Annotated in this window: 10 protein-coding genes and 1 pseudogene; 4 read left to right on the forward strand and 7 right to left on the reverse strand. The window is 65.6% G+C overall.

All coding sequences use genetic code 11. From position 1 onward, the window contains the following. Window positions 1–110 precede the first annotated feature (110 nt). From AB7532_RS08035 to AB7532_RS08045, 3 genes and pseudogenes are all read right to left on the reverse strand, one after another. Window positions 111–2,462, reverse strand: coding sequence for a TonB-dependent receptor (locus AB7532_RS08035; RefSeq protein WP_441234266.1), 2,352 nt, complete (start codon window positions 2,460–2,462; stop codon window positions 111–113). A 135-nt stretch (window positions 2,463–2,597) separates the two neighbouring features. Then, on the reverse strand, window positions 2,598–3,002 hold the full coding sequence (locus tag AB7532_RS08040; protein WP_441234267.1) for a DUF2946 domain-containing protein: 405 nt from the start codon (window positions 3,000–3,002) through the stop codon (window positions 2,598–2,600). A gap of 366 nt (window positions 3,003–3,368) precedes the next feature. Then, window positions 3,369–3,875: pseudogene (locus AB7532_RS08045) on the reverse strand (hypothetical protein); the annotation flags it as partial. A 718-nt stretch (window positions 3,876–4,593) separates the two neighbouring features. On the opposite strand from AB7532_RS08045, the gene AB7532_RS08050 reads away from it, so the two are divergent. Then, window positions 4,594–4,719, forward strand: coding sequence for a hypothetical protein (locus AB7532_RS08050; protein ID WP_441234268.1), 126 nt, complete (start codon window positions 4,594–4,596; stop codon window positions 4,717–4,719). Between the two features lie 778 nt (window positions 4,720–5,497). Here the strand turns inward: AB7532_RS08050 and AB7532_RS08055 are convergent. From AB7532_RS08055 to AB7532_RS08070, 4 genes are read right to left on the reverse strand one after another with little or no spacing between them, the layout of a single operon-like run. Continuing rightward, window positions 5,498–7,561: a hypothetical protein gene (locus tag AB7532_RS08055; RefSeq protein WP_441234269.1), complete on the reverse strand. Its 2,064-nt coding sequence runs from the start codon at window positions 7,559–7,561 to the stop codon at window positions 5,498–5,500. A 7-nt stretch (window positions 7,562–7,568) separates the two neighbouring features. Continuing rightward, the gene (locus AB7532_RS08060) at window positions 7,569–10,382 is read right to left on the reverse strand and encodes a DUF4159 domain-containing protein (RefSeq protein ID WP_441234270.1); all 2,814 of its coding nucleotides are present in this window, start codon (window positions 10,380–10,382) and stop codon (window positions 7,569–7,571) included. Then, entirely contained in the window at window positions 10,379–11,317 is a 939-nt protein-coding gene (locus tag AB7532_RS08065) for a DUF58 domain-containing protein (RefSeq protein ID WP_441234271.1), read from the reverse strand. Before AB7532_RS08065 ends, AB7532_RS08060 begins: the two co-directional genes overlap by 4 nt. Continuing rightward, window positions 11,317–12,315: an AAA family ATPase gene (locus AB7532_RS08070; protein WP_441234272.1), complete on the reverse strand. Its 999-nt coding sequence runs from the start codon at window positions 12,313–12,315 to the stop codon at window positions 11,317–11,319. The genes AB7532_RS08065 and AB7532_RS08070 overlap by 1 nt, the downstream gene beginning before the upstream one ends. 253 nt (window positions 12,316–12,568) lie before the next feature. Here AB7532_RS08070 and AB7532_RS08075 point away from each other — a divergent pair, with 253 nt between their 5' ends. The 3 genes from AB7532_RS08075 to AB7532_RS08085 are packed head-to-tail and all read left to right on the forward strand — an operon-like array spanning window position 12,569 to window position 14,123. Continuing rightward, complete coding sequence (locus AB7532_RS08075) at window positions 12,569–13,180, forward strand: DUF1285 domain-containing protein (protein WP_441234273.1); 612 nt, start codon at window positions 12,569–12,571, stop codon at window positions 13,178–13,180. Then, window positions 13,177–13,860, forward strand: a complete 684-nt coding sequence (locus AB7532_RS08080; protein ID WP_441234274.1) for a CoA pyrophosphatase — start codon at window positions 13,177–13,179, stop codon at window positions 13,858–13,860. The genes AB7532_RS08075 and AB7532_RS08080 overlap by 4 nt, the downstream gene beginning before the upstream one ends. Next, window positions 13,857–14,123, forward strand: coding sequence for a DUF6111 family protein (locus tag AB7532_RS08085; protein ID WP_441234275.1), 267 nt, complete (start codon window positions 13,857–13,859; stop codon window positions 14,121–14,123). The genes AB7532_RS08080 and AB7532_RS08085 overlap by 4 nt, the downstream gene beginning before the upstream one ends. Window positions 14,124–14,130: the final 7 nt, after the last annotated feature.

A 14,130-nucleotide genomic window follows, 5' to 3' on the forward strand; every position in this document is an offset into this window, starting at 1 on the left:
AGCGCAGCGAAGCAATCCAGATTCTTTCCGCGGAGGGATTCTGGATTGCTTCGCTGCGCTCGCAATGACGGTGGATGCGTCGGGGCCTTCAGGCCCCGACCACCTCCGCATCAGAACTTGAAGTTCGCAAACGCCCGCACGCCGATGCCAGGCATCAGCACCTCGTCCTTGTTGTAGGACACCGAGTTGCGGATGTTCTCGTTGAGGAGATTGTTGCCGACGATGCCGGCCATCATCTCGCGTGCGCCGAACCAGTTGCGGTCGAGCTTGGTCTTGTAGCTGATTTCGGCCTTCAACAGATTGTAGCCCGATGTCGGCGTCTCCGCGATCACGGCGACATTGTTTTGCGCGAAGGCGTGCAACAGGTTGACCCGCATCAGCCAGTTGTCGTCGCGCCAGAACATGCCGCCGCCCATTCGCATCGGTGGGATGCGCGGCACGTTGGTGCCATCGGAGAAGGTCGCACGGACGAAATCCATCTGGTTCTCGATGCCCCAGATGCCGCCCTGGAACGCGCCGACGTCGAGCTGCGACTGGAATTCGCCGCCGCGGAAATTCGCATTGCGTTGCGAGTAGACCGCCTGGTTCAGCTCCGCACCCGGATTGCCGCACGAGGCAAAATCGTCATCGCACATCACGCCGGTGAGGCGGCGATAGATGAAATTGTCGAAGTGGGTGTAGTAGACGGTCGCCTCGAAACGAAAAGGTCCCGTCGCCTTGCGCACGCCGAGCTCGACCGATTTCGCGGTTTCGATCGTGAGGTTCGGATTGCCGATGTCAAAGGTCGCGGTCGCGTCATGCCCGCCGCGCGAAAACAGCTCGGCCGCCTTCGGCGCGCGCTCGACATATTGCGCGGTGATGCTGCCGACCATGCCGCCCGGCAGATCCTGCAACAGGCCGATGCTGCCGCTCTTCGGCGTGAAGGACGGATTGCGCGAGATTGCCGCCTGCGGCGTGCCGTCGGGCAGATAGTCCGCCGGGAAGTCCGGCGTCGTGCCGTGCAGCTCGACATGCTCGATGCGGCCGGCGATCTGCGCCCGCGTCGCCTCCGTGAACTTGAACTCGTTGAAGGCGTAGCCGGCAACGCGGGTGCTGTTGTTCGGGTCCCACAACCCGTTGAACAGCGTGCCGGGATTGTCCGGGCTCGGCGCGTTCAGCTCCTGATGCCCGACCTGGAAGCCCAGCGCCGTCGTCACCTCGGCGAAGCGCGCGTTGAAGGGCATCAGCTGCACCTCGGTGCGGATTTCCTGCTCCTTGTTGGTGAAGGTCTGCCGGACGCCGTCGCTGTTGAGGTCGGCGGGATCGGCAAGGCCGATCTCGTTGTGCCGGTAGTCGGTCGCGCCGGCCCAGAAGCGGACGGCGTCGATCGCGGCGGAGTCGGGATGGTACTCGCCCTTGACGTTGATCTTGGTCTGGTGGCCGTCGATCCGCGTGTGGTGGTCGGCGCCGTCGATTCCGGGGATATGGTAGAGTGCGTCGTTCTGCGTGATCGAGGCGCCGATATAGCCGCCCGTGAAAAAGTAGGAGCCGCCGATCGAGGCCCCGTCCGAGCGCGTCGCCGAGTTCGGCTGGCGGCCGTTCACGGAGCGCGTCTGGTCGTTCAGATAGGGATAGCTCGGAATGCTGTAATCGGAAGTCGTCCGGCCATAGGCGTCGGCGTGGAAAGCAAAATTGCCGCCGCCGGTGTCGAGCAGTACGCCGCTCTCGACGCCTCGATCGACCGAGCTGAACGCGGTGCGCGTCTCGGCGGTGACGCAAGGAGCGGTCGCGGCGGTCGCGAGCGGCGCCTTGGTCGGCATGCCCCAGGACTGGAACGACGGTGCGCAGGACGGCAGCGCATCCGGAATCCGGTTGTTGGTGGCGCTGACGACGCCGCCGATCGAGGTCGAGCCGTAGCGCAAGGCTGCCGGCCCGCGCACCACCTCGATCTGGTTGGTCGCGAGCGGATCGATCGGGACGAAATGGTCCTCGCCGAGATCGGAGGCGCCGTTCGCATTGGTGCCGTTTTCGACGATGCCGACGCGGTTGACGTCGAGACCCCGGATGATCGGCCGGCTGGAGGCGCCGGGCGCAAAGCTCGAGCCGGTGATGCCGGGCTTGGAGAACAGGAGGTCGCCGAGCTGGCCGCCGCCCTCGCGGCGGATTTCCTCGTTCGGCACCACGGTGACCGTCGCGAACTGGTTGGTCACGACAGGCAGCACGCCCTGCTGAGGTGCGGCCGGTGCCGCCGGTGCGGCTTCCGCCGTGCGTTCGCGGGGGCGCGCGGGTGCGGTGCGTGCTGCGCGGACGGGTTTGCGCGTCGGCACGATCGCTGCTCTGCGCACGATGGGGCTGGGCGCGGTCACCGTGACCGACGGCAATTCGGTCGTCGCTGACTGGGCCTGCGCGGGGGTGGCGGCGGCGCCGAGCAGGAGCAGGCTTGCTCCGGCGAGATGCTGCACGCGTCGCAATTCAAATGACATGGTCCTGATTCCACTCAGGCGCCGTCCGAAGGCTTTGCTGTTGATCGGAGGCGGCCTGCCGTCGCAGCGCGACGGAATTCGACTTCAACTGCTCCCGGACATGCGAGCCCGGGCGTGATCAAGTGCTGTTGGAAGTCAGGACGCGGGAGGGGCGCGCGGCTGGAATGCCGTGCCGGCCGATTTCAGGTGAACGAATTCGGCATCGGTCGTGCGGTAGAGCAGGTCGATCGCCTGCGGCAGCTGGAGCAGCGGCGGCGTTGCCGATACGACGGTGCCGGCCATCGCGACGACGGCGCAAATCGCGCAATTGTCCTCGCCCGGCTGCTCCCGGTCGGGGCCTGCGGGCGATTGCTTCTCGATCGCCACGCGATCGATCGCAGCGATGCTCTTGCCGCCGTCGGTCTGCTGAAGCGAGGCCTGGCTGAGGGGAGCGGCTTGGGCGAACCAGTGGCTGTGGCCGAACGTCAGCGCGAACTGCACCAGCATCGCGAACATCGCGAGCCGGGCGCCGTGCCTGATATTCGACCGGAACCACTTCATCTGAAAAAGCCACCCCACATCGCGAGGGATCGTCCCCTGATCTCGCGATGTTATAATGTAACATCGCAGCACCGGTCAGTGGATGTCAACGGCGGTCAGAGGTTCGCGCGCGTGTCGCCGCGCGATGTGTCGTTCGGGCAACTAGGTTTGTGCCCCGAAGGAGGGCGGTCCCTCCTCCTTACGGGGAGGGCAATCGCATATGGGAGAGACTCCCCTGTGGCCATCCTTCGAGACGCCCGCCTTCGGCGGGCCCTCAGGATGAGGACCGAGTGTGCGGCCGCAGTTCTGACGTGTACCGGTGCTGCTTAGCCTCATCCTGAGGAGACCGCGGAGCGGTCGTCTCGAAGGACGAGGCGCGCGCTCAGGTCACCGCCCCTCGCGGATCCAGGTCGCCGCAAACGCGCCCAGCAGCAGCAACAGCCCGATCAGGCCGGCGAAGATCGGCAGCACGCCGACGCCCTTCACCACGCTGGCGTCGCGCATCCGCACGCCCATCCAGCCGTCGCCGGCGAAGACGCTGGCCGAGCGCACCGGCACGATGCGCGGCAGCTCGACGCTGGTGCCGTCGACCACGCGCACGGCATTGCCGCCGGTCGCCTGCGTCAGCGGCTTCAACGTCTCGGTGGTGGAGGTGACCTCCGAAAACTCTTTCGGATTGGTCGGGCCGACATTGATCAGCGCCTTCAAGGTGCCATCGGTGGCCGCCCACAGCCCGAGCTCGCTTGCCGGCAGGCTGGCGCGCCACTCGCCGGGGTCGCCGGCGCTGAGCGTCAGGTCCTGCGACACGCCCGACGGCGAGGTCACGCTGACCGGCTGCACGCTGTCCGCCATGGTCTGGCGCACCACGACGAGATTCTTGCCCTGCACCTGCAGAGCCGCTGTGGACGGAGCTTAGACGGCATGAAGCCAATTAGTTCCATGCCGCGGAGGCGGCTTAGGGTCGCAAGTACAACCTATAGCCGAACTGAAGTGCTTGTGCTTTATGGCGGCTACGGACAGCGCTGTCCGTATTCCACTAGTCGCCGATGTACACGGTGGCGGAAAGAGGTCCCATGCTAATCAGCATTCGGATCAAGATCATCCTGACAAGGTGATCAAATAAGGGGATGGTCAGAGCTCCCCGATTTAGGTGATTACTTTCGGTTAGAGATCATTCTGAAAGGCCGTCCTTTGGGGCGGCCCTTTCTTTTGTGCCTCGGTAAAGTCTCGGAAGTGATCACGGGATGTTGCCACGACACTCAAATGATCTGCTTAAGCACCTTGAAGACGTTGCCGAGTACGGCTGCACCGTGATTTCCAGAAAGAAGCTCATTTACTGGTACGGACAGCAAAGACTGACTGTCACGATATGGAGGGACATTCTGGAAAAATGGAGCGAGATCCTGGAGAGCATTCCAGGCCAAGACACCAAAATCCCTCTGTTCGCTGCCGGCGGAAACGTCAACGATAGCGAAGTCGTACTGGTGTGGGGTGAGGGGCTAACCTCGAACGGAAAGTGGCTTAAGCCGATTTCAGATTGGGCTCGTACCTAACCGTTGATTCTTTTCCATGGTTCGTTCTTGTGGCGATCCACCGCCATTTAGAGCGAACCATGCCCTCCATCGAATTCATCCGCTCGGAGAGCGAGCGGATGCGCGTGCAGATTGGTCGCCAGCGCAAGGAAATCCTCCAGCTTCAAAGGACAGGGGAGGGACGGCTTCGGCTGAAGCTTTCTTGATCCGTATGCAAGCGAAGGTGGACAACCTCGTTACTCAGCGTGACGAGATAAAGAAGGCCGGGCCGCCGGAGATCAGGAAGCGAGTGTTGGGAGGCCGAAGTGTTGAGCGAACGACCGAAGTATTTCTCCGACATACAGGACCCGCCAGAATTCGTGAGAGCCCTTGACCAAGCCCGGCGCCTTTTCCCAAAGGTGCCCTCCGACTTTTCCACAGTTTTCTAAATCCCCGTAGTGCGGGGTTACCCTGCGAAACGGGATTCGAAAAAGTGTAATTCAACCAACACTTAACCGGGTAGTGGTGACAAGCATTTGGAAAAAGCGCCGGGGGCGTTCTTCCACCGTTTCGTGGCCGATAATTATTTAGTTGCGCCGCTCGAAATTTTTGATCTTATGAATCTAGTTCGAAAGGGCGTATCGGGATGAGCGATACGAGATAGAGCTGATTGCAGGCAGCTTCCAAGTTTTAAATGGAGAGCTGCGCCCATGTCGGACCATCGTCTGGAATTCAAAGGCTGGGGGTTCAGCGTCAGTGCGACGGGGTTGGGTATCCTCGCCGCAGTCGCGATCGTTGTGTTTCTGGTTTGGGTGCCTCGTCCTTGGTGACCTTTATCTTCGACTGGCAGTAACAGCTATTCCAGACCGCGGGACGGCGTGTTGCCGCAAGGCGCGGCCGCATTCTGTGTCTTGGTGCGCACGATGGTTATATTCTGCGTATAACGGTTGGCATTCGCGAGGTCTTCTGACTACCGAAGCAACATTTCGCCGCAGCCAGTTCGCTTTACCGCCCTTCGCGCACCCACGTCGCCGCAAACGCGCCGAGCAGCAGCAGCAGGCCGATCAGGCCGGCGAAGATCGGCAGCACGCCGACGCCCTTGACGACGCTGGCGTCGCGCATCCGGACGCCCATCCAGCCGTCGCCGGCAAAGACGCTGGCCGAGCGCACCGGCACGATGCGCGGCAACTCGACGCTGGTGCCGTCGACCACGCGCACGGCATTGCCGCCGGTCGCCTGCGTCAGCGGCTTCAACGTCTCGGTGGTGGAGGTGACTTCCGAAAACTCTTTCGGATTGGTCGGACCGACATTGATCAGCGCCTTCAAGGTGCCGTCGGTGGCAGCCCACAGGCCTAGCTCGCTTGCCGGCAGGCTGGCGCGCCACTCGCCGGGATCGCCGGCGCTGAGCGTCAGGTCCTGCGACACGCCGGACGGCGAGGTCACGCTGACCGGCTGCACGCTGTCCGCCATGGTCTGGCGCACCACGACGAGATTTTTGCCCTGCACCTGCAGGCGCAGCGCTTCTTCGTCGAGATCGGGCTGCTTCATCAGCCAGTGCGACATCCGCCTGAGCAGATCGAGATGCGGGCCGCCGCCTTCATAGCCGCGCGCCCATAGCCAGATGTGGTCGGACAGCAAGAGCGCGACGCGGCCTTCGCCGAAGCGCGACAGGAACAGCAGCGGCTTGCCGTCCACGCCCGTCATCACGGGCGGGTTGACGGCGTTGCGGGTGTCGACGGTGCGGAAGAAGCGGCTCCAGCGCGGCGGCTCGGAGGCCGAGCCTTCGAGGCCGCGCGTGACCGGATGGCGTTTGCCGACGTCGGACAGATGCGCATAGAACGGCTTTTCGGTCACGCCGACGGGTTCTGCCGGCAGCACCGAATCCAGCGGCGTGCGCCAGATGCTGGTGTTGGAGGCATAGTCGGGACCGGCCGAGACCAGCACGGCGCCGCCGGCGCGGACGTAGCGCGCGATGTTGTCGAAATAGGCGATCGGCAGCACGCCCTGGCGGGCGTAGCGGTCGAAGATGATCAGCTGGAATTCGTTGATCTTCTGCTGGAACAGCTCGCGGGTCGGAAACGCAATCAGTGACAATTCGTTGATCGGCGTGCCGTCCTGCTTCTCCGGCGGACGCAGAATGGTGAAGTGCACGAGGTCGACGCTGGCGTCGGACTTGAGAAGATTGCGCCAGGTGCGTTCGCCCGAATGCGGCTCGCCCGAGACCAGCAGCACGCGCAGCTTGTCGCGCACGCCGTCGATGGCGACGACGGCGCGGTTGTTCACCGGCGTCAATTCACGTTCGAGCGGCGATGCCTCGATCTCGACGATGTTCGGGCCGGCATGCTTGATGTCGACGTCGACGCTGGCACTCTGGCCGCTCGACAGCGTGCGCTCGCTCAGGACCTCACCGTCCCGGCGGATCGTCACCTTGGCGCGCTCGCCGGTGACGCCCTGGTCGTCGAGGCGGTAGCTGATGGTCTGGTTCTGCCCGACGATGCCGAAGCGCGGCGCCGCGGTGATGGCGATGCGGCGGTCGCGCTCGTCCTTCTGCCCGGTGATCAGCGCGTGCACCGGCGCCTGGAAGCCGAGCCCGGCGGCGTTGGCGGGAATGTCGTGGACGCGGCCGTCGGTGATCATGAACGCGCCGGCGACGCGATCGACCGGTACGTCCGCCAGCGCCGAGGCGAGTGCGCCGAACAGCTTGGTGCCGTCGGTCTCGCCGTCGGCCTGTGCGGCGTCGACGACGCGGACTTCGAGGCCCTTGATCTTCTTCAGGCTGTCGACCAGCGCTTCCTGCGCCTGGGCCGCCTCGCGATTGCGGTTGCCGAAATTCTGGCTCGGGCTCTTGTCGACGATGATGGCGGCGACCGAGGTGAGGGGATCGCGGTCCTCACGCGTGAAGGAGGGATTGGCGAGCGCCAGCAGAAAAAGCACCAGCGCCGCCACGCGCACGGCCGCGCCGCGCGCGCGCGACACCAGCAGCACGATCGCGATGACGACAATCGCCGCCAGCGCGAGCCACAGCACGATCGTGGGAACAAGCGGCGTGAAGGCGATGCCGTAATTCATGTCGATCCTATTGCCCCAGCCGTTCGATCAGGGCGGGTGCGTGCACCTGGTCGGCCTTGTAGTTGCCGGTCAGCGTGTACATCACGATGTTGGCGCCGGCGCGGTAGGCGAATTCGCGCTGGCGGGCGTCGCCGCCGGACATCGGCAGCATGAACTGGCCGTCGAGCCGCTGCGCCCAGGCCCCGGCCAGATCGTTGGAGGTGATGATGATCGGCGAGACGCCGTCGCCGCCGCGGGCCGGCCGCTGCGCGCTGTCCTCGTCCTCGTCGCGGGGCAGCGCCTCGACCCAGGTCTGGCCGGTCGAGAAACGACCGGGGAAGTCGCGCAGCAGATAGAAGGTCTTGGTCAGCACGTGCTCGCGCGGCACCGGTTCGAGCTCGGGCACGTCGAGCGACGACAGGATCTCGCGCAGCGTCTGCATGCCCGGGGTCTGTGCCGCGCCGTTGTCGCCGGGCGGCGCCTCGATCGCGTCGCGGGTGTCGAACAGCACGGTGCCGCCCTGCTTCATGTAGGCGTCGATCTTGTTGATGGCATCCTGCGGCGGCTTCGGCGCGCCCGGCACGATCGGCCAGTAGATCAGCGGGAAGAAGGCGAGCTCGTCGCGGCCGGGATCGATGCCGACGGGATCACCGGCTTCGAGCGCGGTGCGCTGCGCCAGAAACTGCGTCAGCCCGGACAGGCCGGCCTTGACGATGGAATCGACGTCGGCATTGCCGGTGACGACATAGGCGAGGCGGGTCTGCGACACCGCCTTCATCGCGAACTCGTCGGACGCGCTATCTGCGCGCGACGGCGCAGGCACGAGCGCCACGAAGCCGGTGAGCGCCAACCCGAACACGATCATCGCCGTCGCAGCGCGCCGGCGCAGCAGCGCGGCGATGCCGCCGCCGAGCACCGCGACGATGATGGCGTCGACCAGAAACAGCGCGAGCGCCGTCGACAGCAGCCAGCCACGCAGGTCACGCGGCTCGGCATTGGTGTAGGTGGCGTGCCGGGCGCGCAGGCTCGCGGTGTTCAGCTCGGCGATGCGGTCGGAAGCGGCGAGCGTGTTCACGGCGAGCGGTCCTTCTGCCGGACCGTAGAAGCCGGGCGGATGATCGGGCGTGGCGCGGTCGCGGTAATCCGCGGGCAGCGGCTTTGCGGTGGCCGGCGGCGGCCCGAACGCGCCAAAGCCGTCGAGGATGTGCAGCGGCGCCACCGTCTCGGCGGTCGCTTCGCCCGCGATGCCGGGACCGGGCTTGGCGGTGTAGCCGGACATGTCGACGACCCGGCGCAGCATTTCGACGAAGGTGCCCGACATCGGCAGATCCGACCAGCGCATGTCGGCGCTGACATGGAACAGGCTGACCATGCCCTTGCCGCGATGCTCGCCGGTGACGAGCGGCGTGCCGTCTTCCAGCGAGGCCCAGCTCTTGGTGGCGAGCACCGCGTCGGGCTCGGCCAAGACCTGGCGGTTCACGGTGATGTCCTTGGGGACCGCGACGCCGGCAAACGGGCCATCGGCGGCAAAGGAGGCGAGATGCTGCGGCTTCTCCCAGGTCAGGCTGCCGCCGAGCGTGCGGCCGCCCTTGCGCAGCTTGACCGGCACCAGATCGTCTTCGGCCTGCGCGAGGCGAGGGCCTGCGAACCGCACCAGCACGCCGCCCTGGTCGATCCAGGCATTGAGGCGCTCGCGGATTTCGGGGGCGACGGTGCCGACATCGGCGAGGATGATCATCGGCAGCTTCTGGTCGAGGAATTGCGTGATGCCCTGCTGCGGCGAGCCGCGGTCGGCCAGCCGCACGTCGGCGAAGGGCGCCAGCGCGCGGGTGAGATAGAAGGTCGGCGCCAGCAGCGGCTGCGCGGTCTCGCTGGTCGTGCCGGTGACGATGCCGATGGCGCGGCGGCGCCAGCGCTTGTCGAGCAGTTGCACTGCGCCGGCGGAACGTTCGGCCGAGATCTCGAGCCTTGTGATGTCGTTGCGCAGCTCGACGGGGAGATCAAACGCGGCCTCGGTCTCCTTGTCCTGGGGGCCGAACGAATAACGCGCTTCGGCGATCGGCGAGGCCTTCTGGTCCAGTGCGCGCACGGTGCCCATCGCAATGCCGCTGTCGGTGCGCAGCACCTTCACCGTCATCTTGGCGGCCGCGTTCTCGGCCGCAACCAGTGCCAGCGGGGAGGAGGTGCCGCCTGCGAACACCGTCAAGCTGCGATCCCCGATGGTCTTGCCGAGGCCCTGCACGAAGTCGTCGCCGCGGCCGGTGTCGATGCCGTCCGAGAGCCAGGCGATCTCGCAATCGCCGGTCGCCTTCAGGAAACGGTCCACCGCCGTCAGGGTCTCGACGCGATCGATCGAATAGGGCTTTGGCGCGATCTGCCGCAGCGCCACGCGCGCCGCCCCCGCCGGCATCAGCGTGATGTCGCGGTTCGGCTCGGACAGCGGCACCAGCGCGATGGCGCGGCGGTCGTTGTCGGCATTGGCGATCAGCTCGTCGGCGGCCCTGATCCTGACATCCCAGTGCGATGCGGCGCTCCAGCCGTCGTCGAGCATGATCATCAGCGGCGCCTTGCTGCCTGCGCTGCCGGTCTGCGGATTCCAGATCGGGCCGGCGGCGGCGAAGATCACCAGCGCCGCAGCCAGCAGCCGTAATGCAGTCAGCCACCACGGTGTCCGCGACGGCGTCTCTTCCCGCGGTACGATGTCGAACAGCAACCGCGTCGGCGGAAACTCGATGCGGCGCGGCCGCGGCGGCATCACGCGCAGCAGCCACCACAGCACCGGCAGGCTGACGAGGCCGATCAGGAGCAGCGGTTCGGTGAAGGCGAGCGGCAATCCCATCATGCGGCCGGCCCCGCCTTGATCGTGCGCCCGCCCGACTTGCTCACCTGCATGCCGGCATGGAGAAACAGCAGCAGCTCCGCGGCCGAGCGGTCGGTCGTGTGCGTCGTGAACAGCCAGTCCAGCTTGGAGGTCTCGGCGCGGATCTGGTCGCGGTGCAGCGCCAGCCGCGCGGTGTAGTCCTGCGCCCATGTCTCGGCGCGACCGGCGGTGATCATGCCGAAGCCTTCCGGCTCGACGAATTCGACGCGGCCCGAATAGGGAAAGCTCTCTTCGGCGGGATCGACCACCTGCACCAGCGTGCCGTGCGCACCGGAGCCGGACAGCCCTGCAAGCGTGTTCCTGATCTCCGCGATCGGCGACCAGAAATCCGACAGCACGATGGTTTCGGCGAGCGCCGCGGGCACGAAGGACGGCGGCAGGCTCAGCCGGTCGGCATCGTCATGCAGCATCGCCTGCGCCATCTTGTCGACGACGCTGCGGCTCGCGGTCGGGGCCATCAGTCCGGGAATGCCGACGCGTTCACCGCCCGACACCAGCAACTCGGCCAGCGCGAAGGCGACGATCAGCGTCCGCTCCAGCTTGGACTCGCGCGCGGTCTTCGAGGCGAATGCCATCGAGGGCGAGCGGTCCGGCCAGATCCAGACCGTGTGCGAAGCTTCCCATTCGAGCTCGCGGACATAGAGATGGTCGTCACGCGCCGAGCGCCGCCAGTCGACCCTCTGCGCCGGCTCGCCGGAGACGAAGCGGCGGTATTGCCAGAAATTTTCGCCGGAGCCGGCGCGGCGGCGGCCGTGCAGTCCGTGGATGACGTTGGCGGCGATGCGGCGGGCCTCGAGCACCAGGCGTGGCAGCGAAGCGGCGAGCGTACGGCTTTCGCCATCGGCACGTCGGATCGCGATGATCTCCTTCGCTGTGTGCCCGTTCTCTGCGGCCATCAACCGATCCGTGTCTTCAACTGCTTGATCACGTCCGGAATGGTGCGGCCTTCAGCGCGTGCCTGGAACGTCAGCGCCATGCGGTGCTTCAGCACGGGCTCGGCGAGGTCGAGCACGTCATCGATCGATGGCGCGAGGCGTCCGTCGATCAGCGCGCGGGCGCGCACCGCGAGCATCAGCGATTGGCTGGCGCGCGGGCCGGGGCCCCAAGCGATGAACTTGCCGGTCTCGCCGCTCTCGGGGCCCGGACGGGCCGAGCGGACCAGCGACAGGATCGCCTCCACCACGGAATCGCCGACCGGCAGGCGGCGGATCAGCCGCTGCGCGGTGATCAGCGCATCCGCCGTCAAAGACGCCTTCGCCAGCGTCTCTTCGGCACCGGTGGTCTCGAACAGGATGCGGCGCTCGGCGTCGCGATCGGGATAGTCGACGTCGATCTCCATCAGGAAACGGTCGAGCTGGGCTTCCGGCAGCGGATAGGTGCCTTCCTGCTCAAGCGGATTTTGCGTCGCGAGCACGTGGAACGGCTTCGGCAGATCGTGACGCGCACCGGCGACGGTGATGTGCTGCTCTTGCATTGCCTGGAGCAACGCCGATTGGGTGCGCGGGCTGGCGCGGTTGATCTCGTCGGCCATCAGCAGCTGCGCGAAAACCGGACCCGAGATGAATCGGAACGCGCGCTTGCCGGCGGTGCTCTCGTCGAGCACTTCGGCGCCGAGAATGTCCGACGGCATCAGGTCGGGCGTGAACTGGATGCGCTTGGCATCGAGACCGAGCGTGACGCCGAGCGTCTCGACCAGTTTTGTTTTCGCAAGGCCGGGCACGCCGATCAGGAGCGCGTGGCCGCCCGAGAGGATCGTGACCAGCGTGTTCTCGATCACCCGATCCTGGCCGAAGATGACGGAGCCGATCGCCTCTTTCGCGGCGCGAATCTGGCTCGACACCTGTTCGGCCGAACGGACGATTCCGTCTTCGAGTTTCTCGACACTCTCCGCCATCCGTCAGCTCCTCAAGAGTCCGCCACGCGGCTCGCCTGCGTCGTCGCACAGTTTGTCACATGGGCCCTATGCTAGACTTGCAGGAAGGCCATGTATTCGTTGAATTAACCTATCCCCACCTTATCGGCTTGGGGTTATGTAGGGCATCACGAAGTGGCGACCTCCACACCGGACAAATCCGGGGTGGAACCGTGCACCCGGGTACAACGTAAACCTGCACCAATCGTGCCAGATGACAAAGTCAGGGCAAACCATGGCGAACCAAGGGCAGAGCGCCGATCGCGGTCTTGAGGGGCTGACTGCCGCCGCCAAAAGTGCTGCCAGTGCCGAAGGCGCCAAAAAGGGCCTGCCTCCGGTGCATCTGTGGAATCCGCCGTTTTGCGGCGATCTCGACATTCGAATCGCCAGTGATGGTACTTGGTTCTACTTGGGGACGCCAATCGGTCGCCCCGCACTGGTTCGCCTGTTCTCGACGGTCCTGAAGCGCGAGGGCGACAAGCATTTCCTGGTCACGCCCGTGGAGAAGGTCGGCATCCGCGTCGACGATGCGCCGTTCATGGCGGTCGAAATGCTGAAGGCCGGCGAGGACAACCATCGCGTGCTCAGCTTCCGCACCAATGTCGACGACTGGGTGACCTGCGACGCCGCGCGCCGGCTGCGCTTCGAGCAGGCCAAGGACGGCGGGCTGACACCCTATCTGCATGTTCGTGCCGATCTCTGGGCCAAGGTCACCCGCGCGCTCTATTACGATCTGGTTGACATGGGTGAGGAGCGGATGGTCGATGGCCAGCCGATGTTCGGCGTCGAATCATCAGGCGAATTCTTCGCCATGGCCGATGCGGAGCAGGTGAGGGCCGCGCTTTGAACAAGCCTATCCCCAAGAGCGAGCCTGGTCACGAGCCCACAGCGATCGGCGCGGCGGATTTCTTCGCCCGCTCGAAGGCCAGGCTTGATTTCGACGTGCCGGCCGGTTTGTTCGACCCGAACATCATTCCGGCCTCGGGCGATCCCGGCACCGACAAGATGCTCGAGATCGTCGCGCGCGAGCAGCCGGTGCGGCCCGCGGCGGTGCTGATCGCCGTGGTCGACCGTCCCGAGCCGACCATCCTGCTGACGCAGCGCTCGGCGCATCTCAACGACCACGCCGGCCAGATCGCTTTCCCCGGTGGCAAGATCGACGCGACGGACTCCTCACCGCTCGATGCGGCGCTGCGCGAGGCCGAGGAGGAGGTCGGCTTGTCGCGCGACTTCGTCGAGCCGATCGGCTATCTCGATCTCTACGGCACCGCCTTCGGCTTCCGCATCCTGCCGACGGTCGCGAGGGTCAGGCCCGGCTTCGATCTCACCATCAACCATTCCGAGGTTGATGACGCCTTCGAGGTGCCGCTATCCTTCCTGATGAATCCGGTGAACCATCAGGTGCACAGCAAGGAATTCCGCGGCCTGGAGCGGTTCTATTACGCGATGCCGTTCGCGGAGCGTTACATCTGGGGCGCGACGGCCGGCATGCTGCGTGTGCTGTATGAGCGGATCTATTCGTCATGATCCGGCCGATCCTGACCGAGATCGGAATCTTTCTCATCCCCTTTGCCGTCTATGCGCTGTTCCTGGCCGCCACCCGCTCCGGCGTGTTCGCGCGATCGTCCTGGCCGGTCACCGTCGTGGCGCGGCTTGTGCTGGCTGCGCTCGTGCTTGTGATCGCGGGTCTCGTCGGCCTGGCGCATTACTCCGGCGCCGCACCGGATTCGACCTACATTCCCGCCCATATCGACAAGAACGGCAAGCTCGTGCCGGGCGTGGAAAGATAGGATTGGC

This window comes from Bradyrhizobium sp. 930_D9_N1_4, assembly GCF_052076015.1.
In the GTDB taxonomy this organism is placed as follows: Bacteria; Pseudomonadota; Alphaproteobacteria; order Rhizobiales; family Xanthobacteraceae; genus Bradyrhizobium.